The sequence below is a fragment of the Paraburkholderia phytofirmans OLGA172 genome (assembly GCF_001634365.1).
GTDB lineage: Bacteria > Pseudomonadota > Gammaproteobacteria > Burkholderiales > Burkholderiaceae > Paraburkholderia.
Genome location: NZ_CP014579.1, coordinates 640,527 through 659,353 on the forward strand (window position 1 = coordinate 640,527; position 18,827 = coordinate 659,353).

The following is an 18,827-nucleotide window of genomic DNA, read 5'->3' on the forward strand; positions in this document are numbered from 1 at the left end:
GAAAATGGAGCTATGAACAAGTCGAACAAATTTTCTGCTGAAGTCCGCGAGCGTGCTGTGCGCATGGTGCAAGAGCATCGGGGCGAGTATCCCTCGCAGTGGGCAGCGATCGAATCCATCGCCCCCAAGATCGGCTGTACGAGCCAGACGCTGCTGGGATGGGTCAAGCGAGAAGAAGTTGATAGGGGTGAGCGTGAGGGCGTCACGACGTCGGAACGTGAGCGCCTCAAGGCACTGGAGCGTGAGGTTAAGGAACTGCGCCGTGCCAATGAGATCCTGAAGCTGGCGAGCGCATTTTTCGCCCAGGCGGAACTCGACCGCCGCCTGAAGTCCTGAAGGCCTTTATCGATCAGCATCGCGACACCTTCGGGGTCGAGTCGATCTGCAAGGTCTTGCGGATTGCCCCGTCTGGCTATCGGCGTCATGCCGCACAGCTTCGCGATCCGTCGCGGCGCTGTGCCCGAGCGAAACGCGATGAGTTTCTGAGTCCGGAAATCAAGCGAGTCTGGCAGGCCAACATGCAGGTCTACGGCGCAGACAAAGTCTGGAAGCAGTTGAACCGGGAGGGTATCGCGGTGGCACGTTGCACCGTCGAGCGGCTGATGAAGCAACAGGGTTTGCGCGGTGTGAGGCGTGGAAAGCGAGTTCGCACGACGATCCCCGACGTATCGGCTCCACGCCCGCTCGACCGGGTCAACCGTCAGTTCAAGGCTGACCGGCCGAACCAGCTCTGGGTTTCGGATTTCACGTACGTCTCGACGTGGCAGGGCTGGCTTTATGTCGCATTTGTGATCGACGTATTTGCTCGGCGCATTGTCGGCTGGCGCGTCAGCTCGTCGATGACCACGGACTTCGTTCTGGATGCACTTGAACAGGCGCTGTACGCTCGACGGCCGGACAATGACGGAACACTGATCCATCACTCCGATAGAGGTTCGCAATACGTCAGCATTCGCTACAGCGAACGGCTGACCGAAGCAGGCATCGAGCCGTCGGTTGGCAGCAGGGGCGACAGCTACGATAACGCGCTGGCTGAAACGATCAACGGGCTGTACAAGGCAGAAATGATTCATCGTCGTGCGCCGTGGAAAACGCGTGAGTCCGTCGAATTGGCGACGCTGGAATGGGTAGCCTGGTTCAACCATCATCGGCTGATGGAACCTCTCGGCTATATCCCGCCCGCTGAAGCTGAGGCAAACTACTACCGGCAATTCAGCAATACCATCGCTGTGCCGGCATCAACTTAAACCAACCAGCCTCCACGATTCTCGGGGCGGTTCATACCGTTACCTTGAACTGTTAGGGAAACCTCGTACACCGGAGGGCCACCGCCCGTTGTAACACCGCTCGCGTACCTTACGAGGTGACCATATTCTCCGGAGAACATGCATCGTTGCAGACCTCAATACAACGCAGTATCAGTCGGCACGAAAGGGCTGCTCTTATCCATCCAGTCGAAATACCCCGAAGACCAACTCCAGCATGTACGTTCCTGGATCAGAGGCGGTTTTGGCGCTTTGGTGCCGCTCTGCAGTGTGTCGAAGTTTTGATCCAGCGTGCTATCGTCTGCGGTCCCAGAAAGGGAGTTTTCAATCATCGTAATATTCTCTCAAGATGAATAGTCTCAATAGGCTGCTACGACAATCCCGTATGACTTTTGAATGGCACCTTGAATCTTCCGATCTTGTGCCGTTCAGAGGATTGCGAGCTGCGGTGGTCAAACCGTGCTAGAAAAATAATGACGGTCAGGGGTAGTTGCCCGCATACGGTCAGCTATTCCTCTTTCTCGACTAACGCTTGGCGATCGGGACAAAAGGAAGGTCATCGGGGCCGATATAATTTGCGCTCGGACGAATGATCTTGTTGTCGGTCCGCTGTTCAACGATATGCGCGGCCCAACCGGCGGTACGCGAGATCACAAATAGTGGCGTAAACATCGCCGTCGGTACGCCCATCATGTGATACGAAACGGCGCTGAACCAGTCGAGGTTGGGGAACATCTTCTTTGCATCCCACATGACTTGTTCAAGCCGCTCGGCGATGTCGAACATTCTCAAGTTTGACGCTTCCAGCGACAGTTCTCTCGCAACGTTCTTGATAACAACGTTGCGCGGATCGGAGATGGTATACACGGGGTGCCCAAAGCCAATGACTACCTCCTTGGCCGCGACACGCCTCTTGACATCGGCTTCGGCCTCATCCGGAGTTTGATAGCGCGACTGGATCTCGAAGGCTGCTTCGTTTGCGCCACCGTGTTTCGGCCCGCGCAGCGCGCCGATCGCACCCGTGATCGCCGAGTAGAAATCGGCGCCCGTGCCCGCGATCACGCGGCTTGTGAACGTCGATGCGTTGAATTCGTGCTCCGCGTACAAGTTCAGCGAGACGTGCATCGCATCGACCCACGACCTTGACGGTTCCACACCATGTAGCAGATGTAAGAAGTGGCCGCCAATTGAATCATCATCGGTTACGACTTCGATGCGCTTGCCATTGTGCGAATAGTGATACCAGTACAACAACATCGACCCGAGAGAAGCCATCAGGCGGTCGGCGATATCCTTCGAGCCCGAGATATTGTGGTCATCCTTCTCGGGTAGAACCGTGCCGAGGGTCGAGACGCCCGTGCGCATAACATCCATCGGGTGCGCTGCGGCCGGCAGACACTCGAGTACGGCCTTGACGTTCGCGGGCAGTCCACGCAGTGATTTTAGCTTCGTCTTGTACGCGACGAGCTCAGACAGTGTCGGCAGCTTTTCGTGCACCAACAGGTACGCTATTTCTTCGAACTCGCATGCGCGCGCGAGGTCAAGAATGTCATAGCCGCGATAGTGAAGATCGTTGCCTGTACGTCCCACTGTGCACAGCGCCGTGTTGCCGGCGGTTACTCCCGACAGTGCAACCGACTTTTTTGGTTTAAATGTGGCGTTAGCCGACGTATTGCTTTCTGTTTGGCTCATGATCCACTCGTCTCCGGTTTGATCGATACTGATTTGCAGCGAACAGAGCACCAATTTCGGTGTCGGACGCATGATTGCCACGAGAATTGCTGAGATCGGCGTGCCTCTGCATCGTCGGGAGAGCGTCTCTCCGCGCGCCGTCGCCCACCGTCGTATCACGAAAGATCAATGCCGCCGCGTTCGTAGCGCAACTAGGCTCGACCTCTTAGCTCCCAAAGTCACTCTTGGACAATTGCAAAGACCGGGCCATTCTCGAGAAAATCGGGTAAGTATTTGTTTTATAAGAACTTGATGGACTGGCGAAGCGCGTCGTGTATTTCAGTAATGAAATTTCTGTTTCAATTTTGCATCTGGTACGTACATAACCTGAGATGGGGACAAAACCCTAAACGGGAGGAATTTCAGATGAATCCTGTCACCGGAATGCATCGGTCTCCCCGACTCTGGGCGGTGAGCATCAGTCGACTACTCCATCTCTTTTTCGAAATGGCCAGTGAATACGAAGGCCGGACCGACCTACCACATGACCTCATGTGCGCCGAGTGACCTCGGCGCATGGCTCGGGGAATCGGCGCGCCACGGGGGAAGTGCATTGCTTGCCAACGGGCATGGGGGGGCGACTTAACCCTAATGGCGTCCAAACGCTCCTGACCCAGCACGCAGGTGCTGCCAGCAAGAGATGCCCATCCTTAACCTCTAAGCGGGTGTCGCCACACGTGCTGACGCACAGCGCGCTGGAGTTACTGCAAGCAGGCGTCGACTCCTCCGTGATCGCGCTGTGGCTCGGACACGAATCAATTGAAACGACGCAGACCTACCTGCATGCCCATATCTCACTCAAGGAGGCGGGCTTAGCCAAGCTCAAACCTTACGAGCGGGGCAAATCAACTCGCTTCCGACGGAGCGACCACCTGCTCGCCTTCCTTGAATCGCTGTGAAGCAAAAGACAATGTCGAACAGAACTTGAGCTATGCGCGCTTATCGCAGTCGCAACTGCGCGCGTAGCGAGTCGCCTCGAGAACCGCAACGCGTAGTCAATGCACCGCATAAACAGCCGAGCGGAACGGCCTCGACTTCGAAGGCTACCTGCGCCACGTCATCGCTCGTATCGCTGAGGATCCAGTCGTTGACGAATTGTTGCCATGGGTCGTTGCCGACCTGATCGACGTCGACGCCGCCTGAACTCGACACACTGCCTTTAGCTGTTCGATATCAACACGCTTTCACGAACAGTCGTGGGCGGACGGTTACGGAGCACACCCAAGGTTTCCGTACTTTCCTCAAACCAGACTCTAACGGGTTGCCCCCTGAAGGTGCGGCGCGTTCGAGAGGCGTTGCTCTGCCTTATGCGGGCAATTCGCAGCATGTGGGCCGAATGATTTATTGACCGAAATAGATCGGCTTCATGCCGTCACAGGATGAGGTTGAGCAACTGACACCAGATGCTGACGAACCTGTGGCCGTGCCGCCGACGCCGCTGGTGTCAGCGACGCTCACGGTTGTTTCGCTCTGCTTGGCTACGCGCGCTTCGGCAGCCTGGATTTCAGCCGGATAGGTTGAGTCATTGCTGGCGCCCGGGTTATATCCGGCCTTTTCGAGCTGGACCAGCTCGGCGCGCACCTCAGCGCGGGTTTTCGGCGCATTCGACTGAGCAAATGATGTAAGCGGTGCGATAAGCGCTACGGTGATAGCAACTGCTTGAATAAGGGTCTTCATGATGGTTTACCTCGACGTTTCGGTTTGCTGCTACGAACAGCCCTGTTCGCAACCAGTGACTACAGTCTAGGTAAGTAAATGCTTAAAATTAAGATGCCTATCGGGAAAGCAATTTTCTATTTTTTATGGTAAAGCCCACCAAAATGAAGTGCCGATGGCGGGCCGACTAGATGTGTGAGGTTGACCCGGTTCGACGGATAGATTTGCAGTTGAGTCTAATGCGGTGTGGCACCTCCCGATAAGGTTGAATCGCGGGTTGTCCACGGTCGGGCGGCGGGTCGCCTGTCACGACCACGACGCTGCCCGGCGGTGGGCAACCCGCGCGGCGATAAGCGTTGATCTTGCGCATGCAGGTTTTCGAACTCGAGCGGCGAACAGTAGCCGATGCTGCTGTGCAGGCGGCGTAGGTTGTACCAGCTCTCCAGAAACGAGAACAGACGCCGCCGTGCCTGTTCGTGGGTCGCGAAGTGTTCACGACAGAGCAGTTCGGCTTCGAGTGTGCCAAAGAACGACTCGCACATCGCGTTGTCATAGGCATCGCCGGCCGTGCCCATCGACGGCTGTACGCCTGCTTCGCGGCATCGCCGCCCAAAGGCAATGGACGTGTATTGACAGCCCTGATCGGAATGTAGAATCACACCGTCATGGCGTCGTTGCTGCAACGCCATGTCCAGCGCGCGTAACATCAGTTCGGTATACAGATGGTTAGACATCGCCCAGCCGATGATGCGACGGCTGAACACATCCAGCACGACCGCCAGATAGAGGAAACCTTCGCCCGTGGGTACATAGGTCGCATCCGCGACCCACAGCACGTTTGTCGCGTCGGCACTGAAGTGCCGGCGCACCAGATCCGGCGCACGCCGGGCACCTGCGCGTGGCCGTGTGGTGCGCGGCCAGCGCCGCCGGCTTGCCCCGCACAGACCCGCCATCCGCATGAGGCGCGCCACCCGCTTGCGCCCCACGTGTACGCCTTCGCGCGCGAGCTGCGCATGGATACGCGGTGCCCCATACGTGCCGCGCGAGCTCGCATGTAGCGTGCGGATGCGCGCGAGCAGTTGCGCATCGCTGCGTGTGTGCATCGCGGGCTCTCGCACCAGCCACGTGTAATAGCCGCTCGTCGAGACGCCGAGCAGCCGCGCCATCGTGGCGATGGGCCAGCGGACCCGGTTCGCTCTCATGAATCCGTATCCTTCGGCGATACGGCTCCCGTCTCCCGGGCAAACCAGGCCGCTGCGTGAGAGAGTATGTCGCGCTCCATCTTCAGTTGCCGGACTTCACGACGCAACCGTGCGAGCTCCTGCCGTTCGGCTGTGGTCAGACCGTCATGCCGCACGCCTGTGTCGCGATCAGCCTGCGCCACCCAGTTGTAGATGGTCTGTGCAGTCGGCTCGAACTCCTTTTCCAGTTCCTCCGGCCTGCGTCCAGCCTTCACCAGCTCGATCATTTGCGCCCGGAATTCCGCCGGGTACGGGGTACGATGCTTGCCCATAATCGGCACCTCCTTCTCCAAAGGATAGATGTCCGTTTTTCTGGGTCAACTTCAGTGCGCGTGTCACTACTAGGGCCGGGAGTCTTGAGCAGGAGGCGCGATGGCGAGTTTGGATTCCCTAGGGGAGCGACGGTCTATTGCGAGGGCGACAACGAGTTGAAATAAGCGCAAGTCAGAGTGCTCGGTTGTCTTGATTGCGCAGTTGATCTGGTCGCAGCCAGCGACGGGAAATGGATAAAGAAAGCCCGTCGCGCGCGACGGGCTTCGACAGAACATGTGAAAAGCGCAATATCGCTTTTCTTATCAGCAGACAAGAATTAGAACTTGTGGCGCAGTCCGAGGCTGACAAGTTCTTGCGTGTTGGTGCCCGGGTAACCGTACGAGCCCACTGAAGCCTGCGCATTGACTACGCCGGTACCGTCGGCGTTAAGTGTTTCGCCACTGGCGTGCTGCCACGCACCGACAAGGTAAACGTCCGTACGTTTAGACAGGTTGTAGTCCGCACCCAGCGAAACCTGATGATACGTCGCGCCCGTATCGCCGCTCGACTTCGTATAGCTATAACCAACGCCAACAAGCAGGGCAGGCGTCGCTTGGTAGTTTACGAAACCTTGGCCTGTGTTGAACTTCTCGGTAGAGGCGAACGTCGATTGCGAGTCCGACTTGTATTGTGCGTTGCTATATCCGGCGCCGAATGTGAATGGGCCGGCAACGTATTGAGCGGCAACTCGGGCGATGTTGATCGACTTCGCGCTTTGGTAGCCGAGATTAACCAGCGAGCCGTCGAATGTGCCATCCGACGTGCCACCCCAAGTCGTTCGTTGTGCGACCGTCCCTGTCGGGTTGTCTGCTACGAAATAGCCAGCGGCGACGGAGATCGGGCCATTGTTGTACGCTGCAGCTACCGACCAGGTTTGACCGGAACCGGTCTGGCCAGCAACACCACCAAGTGCGTACATGCCCTCCACCTGCAGGCCTGCGTATACCGGCGACACATACTTGATTGCATTGCTGGTGCGCGAGCTGTTGTCATAGTTGTCCACGTCGCCGACGGTCGCAAAGACACTGCCAAAGTAGTTGTCTTCGGTAATCCCCTGAACGAGGTCGACTAGCGGATCGTACTGGCGACCAAGCGTCAACGTACCGTACTGATCGCTTGCCAGTCCGACGAACGCCTGACGACCGAACTCGCGACTACCCTGGCCGAGCGCGCCCGTCGTGGGGTTAAAACCATTCTCCAACTGGAAAATAGCCTTCAGTCCGGCGCCGAGATCCTCCTGTCCCTTGAGGCCCCAACGCGTGCCGGAAAGGTCGCCACCACTATTGTTTCCAAGGGACCACAGATTTTTACCAGTCGCGGTAGCGTTATGGACAAACGTTAGGGAAGTGTCGATCGTTCCGTACAGAGTGACGCTGCTCTGAGCGTGGGCGCTACCGGCCGCAGCTAATGCGGTCAGCGAAATCAGGTACGGCTTGCTGAGTTTCATTCTAATCTCCAGGAATGTGGGGCAAATCCACGAAAAAAAACGGATAGAACCGCAAACGGACTGCAAAAATAGCTGCGCTTTCGTCGACATGCGACCACAACCGACGGCTGGACAAACACGCGAAATCGGCGGGAAGCAATTCGTTGAGGTCGCTAGCAGACCGCTTATATTGCAGATAAGGCGATGTATTGGACGCGGACAAAATTTGTATACATATTGCAGGAAGAGCAACGGTGTTTTCACTTTTTTGCAGGTTGACTGAAAGTATTCACTTATGAGCCGCATCCCGCCGCGCCGCAACAGGCTCGCCCGGCGCGGAGTAGCCCTAGTTTTCTAGTCTTGGGAGTCGTGGCGCTTGAAGCCATAACGTAATCTTTATTAAGATGCAATTACTCGCAGGGCAGCAAATATGCGATTCGACACGAGCGTTCTTGTTGCGGGGAAGCAACGACGAATCTAGCGCAAGGCGGGGCACTTGGGAGATGAAGTCGGCAAGTTCGCGAGTCAACTTGACCGGGACGTTATACCGATTACGAAACTGCAGCGGTTTGGGCCAATCGAGAATGACCTATTTCATTCGCGATAGATGCCGCTAGGATTCTGCCGGCATCCGGGATGCTTGAAGAGCCATTCAAGCTGAAACCCACTGCTAGACGTCACCCCCGGGGTTTCTGTGAGCAAGCTGCGCAACACCGCAGTGAATCTGAGGGACGCGATGGAAGCAGGGCGGGCCGATCTCACAACGGGTTTTCTGCCACAACTGAAGGCTGGATTCTTGCAGTGCAGCCTTTTCCAGCAGCCCTATGTCTGCATGTTTCGCCACGGCCAACCGCGAAAGTAGTTCGAACGTACCTTTTGCTGTCACAGCATTCAGTAGCACATTCGTATCTGGATCGGTTTTGTGCACTCAGATCGTCATCAGAAATTGTATTGAACGTAGCCTACGCCATTTTTCACGATTGGTGACTACCCGCGGATTTTCGATTTCAGCGTCTGGAATGCTGAGCGCTTTCGCCTGTTCCGGAATCTGCTGCCACCCGGTGGGTAAGATAGCAAACCCAGATGATCGCGGCTGACGTGACGCATCGACTGCCTGCATTGCACCCAGGTCGGTCCCACTCGACGTGATGAAGTATTTGCGGCTGAAGAACCGAACAAGCGGTCGTCGATACGCTGACCGGCGCGTAGGCATTGCAAAGACATTCTTGCAGAATCCATCTGCGTTCCCTTCAATTGTCCTATCGTACTAAAACGAGGAACAGGCGCTGTTCAAATTTCAAGTACGCCCGCTGCAATGAATCCGCCATCGACGGCCAGCGTCTGACCCGTAACATAAGATGCATCCTCTGATGCAAGAAACGAAACAACGCTGGCGATCTCGGCCGGAGCACCGTACCGGCCCATAGGCACAGCCCGAAGATAATTGTCGCGTGTAACTTGCGAGTGCAGCGTCGCAACCAAGGGCGTTTCAATCGGTCCGGGCGCGATTGCATTGGCTGTAATCCCAAACTCAGCGAGCTCGATCGCCGCCTGCCGCGTAAGGCCTATCACCGCCGACTTCGAGGTGCCGTAGGCTGCACGACCGGCGCTTGCACGCAACCCGCTCACCGACGCAATGTTAATGATGCGGCCCCAGCGCTCCTTCTTCATATGCCGTGCTGCTTCCTGAGTCAAAAACATCGGTCCGGTGACGTTGATGTCCATTACCGCACGCCAATGATCGATCGGGTACTCGCAAAAGGGATACGTCTTTGCGATACCGGCGTTGTTCACAAGCACATCGCAGCGACCGACCTCGGCGGCAATGCTCTCGAACAGCGATGCAATGGACGAGCTGCTCCCGACGTCCACACTCATCGCCAACGCTCGCAACCCCGTGCTACGGCACTTTCCAGCCGTCTCTTCCGCTGCAGGCACGTTTCGATCAGCTACGACGACTGTAAAACCGTCGGTTGCGAGCCGCTCAACAATGGCAGCGCCAATACCCATCGCGCCTCCGGTTACGAGGGCGACCCTACCGTTGCTCCGTTGGGGCGCATGAGCTACCACGGACAGATCAGCGCAAGTGGTGTCATTCATCAAATGCTCCGTTATCGATTAAAAGTTTGGTGTGGCACCAAGAAAGCCGGTGGAAACCCATGGAATGAAGGTGACAAGTACGAGTGCAATGAGAAGCGCAAGCATGTAAGGCCATACACGTCTGCTAACGCCATCAGGGGATACCTTGCCGATTGCGCACGCGGCATAGAAGCCGACGCCAAAGGGCGGTGCGAAGAGGCCCACGCCCATGGCGAGGATCACAACCATCGCGTAATGCACGTCACTAATCTGCATTGATCTGGCCACCGGAAAAAGAAGTGGTCCAAAGAGCACGATCGCCGGAATACCTTCCAGAACACTGCCAAGAATCGCAAAGCAAGCGATCGTCACGAGCAAGAAACCGATCGTTCCTCCAGGGACGGATTGCATGAGGGAAACGAGTTGCGACGAGAACCCAGAACGTGTGAGCGCCCATGCCATAGACGTGGCTAGACCGATGATTAGCAAGATGGCGCCTGAAAGCGCGGCCGCATCTACGCACATCCCGTAGAGCCGGCGTAATTCAACCGGTTTGCCGCACAAGCGCGCAATGACTGCGACGACCAACGTGTACGCGACACCAATTGTCGACACCTCCGTCGCGGTTGCGATACCTTCGATCACTGCCACGCGGATCAGGATTGGGAGCAGCAGAGCGGGCAATGCGATAACAAACGTGCGAAGAATCTGTTTGACAGGTGCCCGCTGAGCGTGCGTCGGCTTCTCATGACGTGTCCGTAACCAGCAAACCAAGGCAATTGTCACGGTGGCGACAACCGCCGGCATGAGGCCCCCGACAAACAGAGCGTTGATGGAAACGCCACACACCGCTCCAATGGTAATCAGAACAAGGCTTGGGGGGATGGTTTCTGTCATCGCGCCAGAAGCACTGAGGAGCGCCGCCAGTTCCTCCGGGTCGGATCCACGCTTCTGCATCTCAGGGAACAGTGCGGGAGCAACCGCAGCCATATCCGCGGCCTTGGAACCCGAGATGCCGGAGACAAGGAAGATCGCACCTAGCAGGACGTACTGCAGCCCACCGCGGACGTGGCCAAGGAGTGAGCACATGAAGTTGATCAGTGCCAGGGCCATACCACTAAGTTCGAGCATCCCTCCCAGCAACACGAACACCGGAACGGCCAGCAGAACTAGGTTCGCCATCCCTTCGTCCATTCTGCTCACGACGATCGCAAGCGGCGCATGGGTCACAAGTGCCAGGTAGCTAACTGTCGCGATCCCAAAAGCGAAGGCGATCGGTGTGCCAAGTACGATCGCGACGCCGACCAAGGCAACAAAGAACACCAGCAGATTGAGGTTGCCCATCGCGATCAACGCAGGCGCGGACACCCAAAGGATCGCTACGACAATAGCCACTGTCAGGATTGCCCATGCCGTACGTCGAAAACTTCCCAAGCTGAACGCCTTTGCCACCGCCACAAGAGACATCAATGCTGCCCCGAAAGGCAACGCAAAAGCTCGAAGTCCGTCAGGTATATTTAGCGCAGGTGTGGTGATCTCCATTTGCCCGATTGCGTGCTGTCCCGCAGGGAGCATGACCATCGCTACAAAGACACAGACAATTAATGACGAGACACTCTCTGCCCAATCCTGCAAGGCCGGGCTCCATCGCTTGACGACGGCTGTCATTTTCATGTGCTCGCCGCGAATAAGCGCTAAAACTGCGCCCATCATTGCTAGCCAGCTGAACAGAGACGAAGCAAGTTCGTCGGACCAGATCAAAGGGGAGTTCAAGGCATAACGCCAGATTGCCCCGCAAAGCAGAATCGTTACCTCGACTGCCAGAAGCACCGCTGCGAAAACCTCGATGAGACATACTGCGGTGCGTGCAGCGCTAAAGGAGTGACGAAGCTCGGAGAGCGTCGCGGGCACGGATAGATGTCGAACGGTTTGCATATCTCACCCCAGCGTTCCGGTGTACTTTTCGAGTAGGCCCCACGTTTCAGCGCCAAACTTGCTACGCCAATCCGTGTAGAACCCGGACAAGTTCAGCTGTTTGCGAAATGCATCCGTATCGATCTCATTAAACCTGAGTCCGGCGGATTCGAGTTTGGCCCGAAGTGTTTGATCAAGCCGCTGCACGTCTTGTCGCTGCTTGACGCCCGCGTCATTGATCGCGTCGGCAACGATTTTTTGAAGCTCCCTGGGCAGACGTGAAAATGAGTCTTTATTAGCAAGGAACCAAAATCCATCCCACATGTGGTTGCTCAACGCGCAGAACTTCTGAACCTCGTAAAGCTTCGCCGTGTAAATAATCGATAGAGGATTTTCTTGCCCCTCCACGACGTGAGTTTGCAATGCGGAATAGACCTCTGCGAAATTGACACTTGCCGGGGACGTCCCTAGATCTTTGAACATTGATGTCCACAGGGGGCTCGGCGGAACTCTTAGCTTCAGGCCTTTCAGATCCTTGGGGTGGGCGACCGGACGCTCCGATGTGGTGATCTGCCTGAATCCGCCGTTCCAGATCTTCTCGAACGCAAAAATTGACGTAGTTCCGATCTTCGCTCTCACATGTGCCCCGAGGTCACCGTCGAGGGCCTTCCACACCTCATCATAGCTTTTGAAGGCGAAGCCGATGCCGCTGATCTGCGCCTCTGGTACAAAAGTGCCGAGGATCAGTGGTGACAGCGTGAAGAAATCGACAGCTCCTGAGCGAAGTTGAGAAAGCGTATCAGTGTCGCTGCCGAGTTGATTGCTTGGAAATACCTGAATATCCACGCGTCCCTTTGATTCGGCAAGAATACGTGATGCCATCTCTTTCGCGCGCATGTTCATTGGATGCGTCACGGGCAGGTTATTGGCGTACCTAAGGGTAAATTCCGCGGCACTGGCTCGCGTTGAAATCAATGACAGCGCGGGTGCGGCTACCGCAAGTGAAATCCCTTGCAGGAAGGAACGTCTGCTCGTCGGATGCATGATTGTCTCCTGAGACCAGCCGGTGTTCCGGCTTTTTCTAAGTTGAGGTGGCCCTTGAATCGAGGCGCTCGGAACGACGCGAAGTTCAATTTGCGATGGCCGGTCCTCCCCAGATTGGCGAAGCGCGATTCTCCCGCGCTTTCAGTAAATCGTGCCCGGCGTCGCGCACGTGCGGGATGCCAAGCGATTTCAATTGCCGATACAGTGACGATCGACAGATTCCAAGGTCTTTCGCCGCTGCGGAGATGTTCCAGCGCTTGTTAGCCAGAACCTCAAGAAGCCGGTCGCGGCGGTCCGGCTTAACGCAATCTTCGATCTGGGAAAGGGTCTGTCCTATGCGTTGCTGTTTGGCCGAGAATGCGCGCACGTTCATCAACTCACGGGGGAGATCTTCGACGCAGATTGTCGAATCCTTCATGACCGCACACGCGTAGCGAAGGGCGGCTCGGAGCTGCCTAAGATTGCCGGGCCACTCGCATGACATCAGAACGCCGAGAGCATCGGCCTCGAAGGTCACTTGGTCGACCTGGTCGTCCGCTTCCTCGTTAGTGATGCGCTCAATCAGTTTCGCTAGGTCACTACGTTCCCGGAGCGCGGGCAGGCGAAGGACGCCTACCGCGATCCGATAAAATAAGTCGGCTCGGAAGCAACCTTCTTCCACAAGAGCGCTGAGGTCTTGATGCGTTGCACAGATCAGTTGGAAATTTATCGCAGTTGGCGATGCAGCACCGAGCGGTGTGACCTCGCGTTCGGATAGCGCTCTCAGCAACCGTGTTTGCTGCGCCGCAGGCATATCGCCAATCTCGTCAAGAAGCAGCGTGCCGCCGTTCGCTTGAATCAGCTTCCCCTTCATACCAGCAGTCAGCGCGCCGGAAAAGGCGCCTCGCGTATAACCGAACAGCTCACTTTCAATCAAGGTATCAGGAATCGACGCACAATTTAGCGCTACGAAGGCCGCATCGCGCCGAGTGCTGTAAGCATGCAGCGCTCGCGCCAACAATTCCTTCCCGGTTCCGGTTTCGCCAAGGATAAGTACCGGAATGCCCCGATCTACGAAACGTTTACCTCTCTCGACAATCTCGATCATGACCGCGTCGTTGGCAGTGAGCTCTTCGAGTCGCGGATAAGGCTTATTCCACGGGCCCGAATCACAGTGAGTTGTTTGACGAGCGCTCACGTCTATCTCCATCGAATATTTTTCCAACGTCGGGCCGCCGCGACTGGCAGTGAACCGAAGCCGTCAACGGCTTGTGACCGTGTGCGGGTGGTACCGCTGTGAATACAGGTTAATGTCGCCCACTAATATTTTCCAATACAATAATAGTCACCCTGTAATACCATGAAGGCATAAATATGGAATTGCGCCATCTCCAGTACTTTGTCGTTCTGGCAGAGACGCTTCATTTCGGTCGTGCAGCGGAGCTTCTGCACATCTCGCAGCCGCCACTATCCAGGCAGATTGCGTTGCTGGAAAAGGAGTTGGGTGTCGTACTCTTCGATAGAACACGCCGCAGCGTCCGACTGTCTGCAGCGGGGGAGAGATTTTTTCTTGATGCGAAGGAGATTCTTAGCTCTGTGCAACGGGCAAAGCGCAATGCGTTGACAGCGAGCCTTGGACACACCGGCACGTTGTCCGTTGGCTTTATGTTTTCCGCCACCTATAGCGTCGTCCCGGCCATTGCGCGCGCCTACACTTCCACCTACCCTGAGGTAGATCTACAGCTCACAGAGTCGATACCTGCGCTGCTGGTCGAAGAAATCAGGGCGAGCAATTCTGACGTCGGAATCATGTACCCGCCCGAAGACACCGAGGGGTTAGAAACTCGAACTGTCTTTAGGGAACCCCTTGTGGTAGCCCTTCCGGCCGATCACCCCCTGGCACGCTGCCCCACCATTGAGGCCTCTGAGTTGCGCAAGGAGTCCTTTCTCATATCGCCGCGCCGAGCCGCGCCCTACATCTATGACGCGATCGTCTCACATTGCAAGCAATGCGGGTTCGTTCCCAAGATACGACTCGAGACCAACTATCAGCAGACCATCGTGAACCTTGTCGGACAAGGACTCGGAGTCGCGCTGGTTCATCGGTCAATGAAGACCGCTCGCCCGCTGAATGTGAAGTTCAGGACGCTAGCCAATCCCCCGATCGTCGATCTGAATGTCAGTTGGAATCAGGAGAATCACAACCCTTGCATTGAGACCTTTGTCGCAGTCGCAAATCAGATCTCGAATGAACTCACAAACGGAACCGGATAAGCGACAGTTGTGCATCGGCGAGCGACACATGTCGCATTGAGGCGCATGCGCGCAAGAGAAAGTCGTGGCGAAAGCGACCGCAGACCCGCGCGGGTCCGCGTGGATAGGAACGTATTTCAGATTGGCATTCTTCTTGCCTTTGGATGGAAACCACGATCTGGAGGCTGAAATCATGCTTCAAGCGGCACACAAGTCTGAGCAAGTTTCCGAGTCGCGCGCTCGGGCCAAGCGATTCACACACCCCGGAACAGCTTGCGCCCCCCGTGTTGTCGACGTGACGACGACAACGGGAACGCGCGACCTTCGTATCTCGCTCCCGGCACTAGCGAGCGTGGGACCAGCCTTGCACCGCGTCCTTGACGCTTATCCGAACAGCGGTGGTTGCGGCAGAATCGTCTATGGCCTTTGTGGCACGATCCAGTACCACGTTATGACGAAGGCAACACAAGGCGTCAAACCTTTCGTCTATGGGGCACCGATCCTTTGTGCGCTTGAATGCACATTGATCACCGCGGCTATCACCATCGGCCATCGCGGTGATGGAAAGCGCATCCTACATTGCCACGGCGGCTTCCTCGACAGCAGCGGCACTCAGCACGGTGGTCACATCATTCTCGATGAGACAGTCGTGGCAGGCAGTCCAATGATCGTGAGGCTCTGCCTATTCGAACAGGTGGATCTCGTTGCCTCACCCGATCACGAGACAACCTTCGATCTTTTACTTCCAATTAAGGTACGGTGAAATCTACTATGGATACCGATGTCGTTGTTGAGTCCGGACATTATGGGCGACTTGTGGTTGCGCGTCTCAAACCCAATGAGGATTTGATTGAATCGCTCGAAAACAAATGCCTTGAGCATGGGATTGGTCGAGCAATCATCCGTGGTGTCGTGGGAAGTCTCGTTGACGCATCCCTGGAGCGCGGGCATGGAAATACAACCTGCGAGCAGCCTATTTCTGGGCCGGGGGTCGAGATCTTGAACGTATTTGGCGAAATCGATTTGAGGGACCGGGCTTACCCAAATACGGTACTTAGCGGAATCGTCGCAGACACCAAAGGACAAATGTTCGCTGGACGCTTCAGACGAGGTGCGAATCTTTCGTTCATAACGATTGAAGTATCGCTGCAAGAATGGATATCTGATTGAGATGAGAAAGGGGGCGCACGGAAATTCGCACGTTGACACCTGCCTGGTGCAATTTCTGCAAATAACGGAATGATGCTGCACAGGCCCACCGCGAAGCACGACGCGAGCACGTGTAACGCGTCGGAGAAAGTCATCACAAGCGCTTCACGCATCATCAGATGCATGCAGCATCTCCAAGCCAGCTCCGGTCGGGTCCAGGTGTCGCTCGCAACCAGCGCCAAGCGCACGGTCCGCGCGTGTAGCAACGGCCGGATAAGCGGACGTTCTACTGTCACGTGTTCGGCAAGCTACTCGTAGTGGAGGGCAGGCGATCGTTGAGCATCGTACTCGCGACAGCGACAGCGATAGCTATCGCGACGCCGAGGTTGCGCATCAGTGTGTTGCTCAATCAACGTTATCCTTAATTGGTATCCGAACGTGCAGTTCACGATTCTGGCCTTCACATTTCGGCCCAGAGGGGTGCGAAGCCGACACAACCGGCTATTCACCGGTTTCTTGCCGGCAGTGAGTGACGACGCGCTCAAGCGGATGAGGCGGGTCGTGCGTGGCTGGCTCCATCACCGGCGGGCGGCGACGACGCTTGAGGATCTCACGCAGTTATGCAATCGAACGATAACAGGGCGGTGGAACCACTACGGAGCGTTCTATGGGGCGGGGATGCGCTAGCTCTTCCATTACATGGACCAGAAACTCGCCCTGTGGGCCAGACGCAGGTACAAGACCATGCGACGGCGAAAGCAGCGCAGCGTCTAATGGCTCGGCAAGATGAAGGAGTTTGCTCCGCGGTTGTTCGCCCACTGGCGTGTCGCTCGGTGCCCGGTTGACTAAGGGGAGCCGGATGAGGTGCGAGCCTCATGTCCGGTTCTACGAGAGCCTCGGGGCGAAATTCCCCGAGGCTACTCACCACTAAGCGGCCGCTTCCCGGTACTTCGCCAATTTCGATGTCTTTCCGATTCCCGGGTTGAAGCAATTGCACGGATCCAGTTTCTGATAGAACGCCGCAAGCTGTGGCTTCGCGTGATACAGATGGCCGACATTGTGTTCCGCTGGATATTCGGCGCCTCGGCGATCAAGCAGCCTCCACATCTTGTGTTCAATTTCGAGGCAGTCGTTGCCTTTTTTGACGATGTAATCCTGGTGGAACACGTGGCATAGAAAGTGGCCGTAATACAACTTCAAGAGGATTGCATCTTCGATGCCGGGCGGCAGCGTCTCCATCCAGTCGGGATCGTTGCGACGTAAGGCTATGTCGAGCGCGACGATATTCTCCACTTCCCGGGTATGCACTGCACGATAGCGGACGGCTGCACCGGCAGCGACGAAGCGATGCAAGAACGCTTTTCTGCCTTCGTCGACAGTGCATTCGAAATAGCCCCCGGTGGCGTCGGCGAAGTAGCTTGCAAGGAACGCGCGAGTTTCGTCGACGCCTTCGGCAGTAACCTTCAGCATCAGGTGGTGCTCGTACTTTTCACGATACTGTTTCATTCGCGGGGGCAGGTGGCTCGGCAATAGCCGGCTCGCAGCCTGCATCACGCGGTCAGTGAAATGCGAAGGGAAAAACCCGAGCCGATCAAACAGCGCTTCCAAACGGCTTTTTAGTCTGAACAATGCGGGCAACCGGGACGTGCCGAGATAGTTTATCGCGATGAAAGTATCCTTTCCGTATTCCTTAGCGATGTCGAAAGCGTTTCTATGGATATATTCGCCCGAGATTGGCAAATGCTTGAAGTCGTGCAGTGCATGACGGCGGATCTCGGTAAGCTCGTCAGGGCGGTTCGTACCGATATAGAACACTTGGGTGTTCCGCTCAATCGGAAACGTATCGAGCCGCACTCCAAACACCATGACTTTGCCAGCCGAGCCTGATGCCTCATGGAGGCGCTGCGGATCGGCGTTGAACCGCGCCGGCGTATCGGCATCGATCTCACGAACATGGGTCGCGTAGCCGCGATCGGACCCTGCGCCCGCGTTGTGGCGAATATCGGCATCTGTGAACTCACCGCGCTCGAGCCGGCCAAGGATGTCTTCAGGGGTGTCGCCGAGTTCGATTCCCAGATGGTTGACGAGGTTCAGTTTTCCCGTCACATCCACCTGCCCGAATACCGCCATTTCCGTATACGCTGGGCCGCGCTGCACCAGCGCACCGCCCGAGTTGTTGCAGACTCCGCCGAATACCGATGCGCCGATGCAACTTGAGCCGATCACCGAATGCGGCTCGCGGCCAAGGGGCTTCAATGTCTGTTCTAACTGGTCGAGCGTTGCCCCGGGAAAGCAGACGACCTGCGTGCCACCATCGATCACGTACACCTTCTTCATGCGGCTCGTGCTGACGATCACGATGTCGCGATCATAGTCGTTGCCGTCCGGTGTCGAGCCGCCAGTGAGGCCCGTGTTCGATGCCTGCGTGATCACAATCACATTCGCTGCAGTGCACGCCTGCAGCACTTTCCATTGTTCGACGATCGTACCAGGACGTACCACCGCGAGTGCCTTGCCTAAACCAAAGCGAAAACCGGTGCGGTAGCGGCGGGTCGCGCCTTCATCGGTCAGGGTGTACTTCTTGCCGACGATATTGCCCAGGTCCACAATCAACGCGTGGACCACATCGGCGGGAGTAACTGCCATCGGCGTGCAAGCTTCAGACATCAAATTTTTCTCTCGAAATGTTAAAGGTGGCGCGATCGACTTAACCCAGCGTTTTGGCGGCAACCTTCGAGCGCGTCGGGTCGACACAAGGGCGTAAAATTAGGTCGGTCT

13 protein-coding genes, 2 pseudogenes and 1 other annotated feature are annotated in these 18,827 nt (G+C 56.5%); of the genes and pseudogenes, 6 read left to right on the forward strand and 9 right to left on the reverse strand.

The window, feature by feature from the left end; translation table 11 throughout:
- Positions 1-12: 12 nt before the first annotated feature.
- Positions 13-1,247, forward strand: a protein-coding gene (locus AYM40_RS23140; protein WP_420488449.1) for an IS3 family transposase whose coding sequence is annotated in 2 segments (ribosomal slippage) — positions 13-301 and positions 301-1,247 — 1,236 coding nt in all. Because the reading frame shifts where the segments join, the coding sequence is not laid out codon by codon here.
- Positions 291-407 (forward strand) — a sequence feature (AL1L pseudoknot). (Overlaps the previous gene by 117 nt.)
- 543 nt (positions 1,248-1,790) lie before the next feature.
- Here AYM40_RS23140 and prpC read toward each other — a convergent pair.
- The gene (prpC, locus tag AYM40_RS23145) at positions 1,791-2,957 is read right to left on the reverse strand and encodes a bifunctional 2-methylcitrate synthase/citrate synthase (RefSeq protein ID WP_063500635.1); all 1,167 of its coding nucleotides are present in this window, start codon (positions 2,955-2,957) and stop codon (positions 1,791-1,793) included.
- Positions 2,958-3,565: 608 nt separating this feature from the next.
- On the opposite strand from prpC, the gene AYM40_RS38875 reads away from it, so the two are divergent.
- Positions 3,566-3,895 carry a tyrosine-type recombinase/integrase gene (locus AYM40_RS38875; RefSeq protein ID WP_201788185.1) on the forward strand — a complete coding sequence of 110 codons (330 nt, stop codon included), beginning with the start codon at positions 3,566-3,568 and terminating at the stop codon, positions 3,893-3,895.
- Between the two features lie 112 nt (positions 3,896-4,007).
- Positions 4,008-4,139 (forward strand): annotated as a pseudogene (locus AYM40_RS42615) (transposase domain-containing protein); the annotation flags it as partial.
- A gap of 198 nt (positions 4,140-4,337) precedes the next feature.
- On the opposite strand, the gene AYM40_RS23160 reads toward AYM40_RS42615, so the two are convergent.
- The 7 genes and pseudogenes from AYM40_RS23160 to AYM40_RS23195 all read right to left on the reverse strand — a co-directional run bounded on the left by AYM40_RS23160 (position 4,338) and on the right by AYM40_RS23195 (position 13,845).
- Entirely contained in the window at positions 4,338-4,673 is a 336-nt protein-coding gene (locus tag AYM40_RS23160) for a DUF4148 domain-containing protein (RefSeq protein WP_063498578.1), read from the reverse strand.
- A gap of 347 nt (positions 4,674-5,020) precedes the next feature.
- Positions 5,021-6,165: pseudogene (locus AYM40_RS23165) on the reverse strand (IS3 family transposase); the annotation flags it as partial.
- Between the two features lie 317 nt (positions 6,166-6,482).
- Positions 6,483-7,652 carry a porin gene (locus AYM40_RS23175; protein WP_063498581.1) on the reverse strand — a complete coding sequence of 390 codons (1,170 nt, stop codon included), beginning with the start codon at positions 7,650-7,652 and terminating at the stop codon, positions 6,483-6,485.
- A gap of 1,269 nt (positions 7,653-8,921) precedes the next feature.
- Positions 8,922-9,731: an SDR family NAD(P)-dependent oxidoreductase gene (locus AYM40_RS23180; RefSeq protein ID WP_082855252.1), complete on the reverse strand. Its 810-nt coding sequence runs from the start codon at positions 9,729-9,731 to the stop codon at positions 8,922-8,924.
- Positions 9,732-9,749: 18 nt separating this feature from the next.
- Entirely contained in the window at positions 9,750-11,645 is a 1,896-nt protein-coding gene (locus AYM40_RS23185) for a TRAP transporter large permease subunit (protein WP_063498583.1), read from the reverse strand.
- 3 nt (positions 11,646-11,648) lie between these two features.
- A complete protein-coding gene (locus AYM40_RS23190; RefSeq protein WP_063498584.1) occupies positions 11,649-12,668 on the reverse strand; it encodes a TRAP transporter substrate-binding protein in 1,020 nt (339 codons plus the stop codon).
- An 85-nt stretch (positions 12,669-12,753) separates the two neighbouring features.
- The gene (locus tag AYM40_RS23195) at positions 12,754-13,845 is read right to left on the reverse strand and encodes a sigma-54-dependent Fis family transcriptional regulator (protein ID WP_236721060.1); all 1,092 of its coding nucleotides are present in this window, start codon (positions 13,843-13,845) and stop codon (positions 12,754-12,756) included.
- 176 nt (positions 13,846-14,021) lie between these two features.
- Here AYM40_RS23195 and AYM40_RS23200 point away from each other — a divergent pair, with 176 nt between their 5' ends.
- The 3 genes from AYM40_RS23200 (at position 14,022) to AYM40_RS38880 (ending at position 16,070) form a co-directional block, all read left to right on the forward strand.
- Entirely contained in the window at positions 14,022-14,921 is a 900-nt protein-coding gene (locus AYM40_RS23200) for a LysR family transcriptional regulator (protein ID WP_063498585.1), read from the forward strand.
- 64 nt (positions 14,922-14,985) lie between these two features.
- Positions 14,986-15,663, forward strand: coding sequence for a hypothetical protein (locus AYM40_RS23205; RefSeq protein WP_082855254.1), 678 nt, complete (start codon positions 14,986-14,988; stop codon positions 15,661-15,663).
- Positions 15,664-15,671: 8 nt separating this feature from the next.
- Positions 15,672-16,070: a PPC domain-containing DNA-binding protein gene (locus AYM40_RS38880; RefSeq protein WP_082855255.1), complete on the forward strand. Its 399-nt coding sequence runs from the start codon at positions 15,672-15,674 to the stop codon at positions 16,068-16,070.
- Between the two features lie 906 nt (positions 16,071-16,976).
- On the opposite strand, the gene dld is transcribed toward AYM40_RS38880, so the two are convergent.
- Positions 16,977-18,716: a D-lactate dehydrogenase gene (dld, locus tag AYM40_RS23210; protein ID WP_063498586.1), complete on the reverse strand. Its 1,740-nt coding sequence runs from the start codon at positions 18,714-18,716 to the stop codon at positions 16,977-16,979.
- Positions 18,717-18,827: the final 111 nt, after the last annotated feature.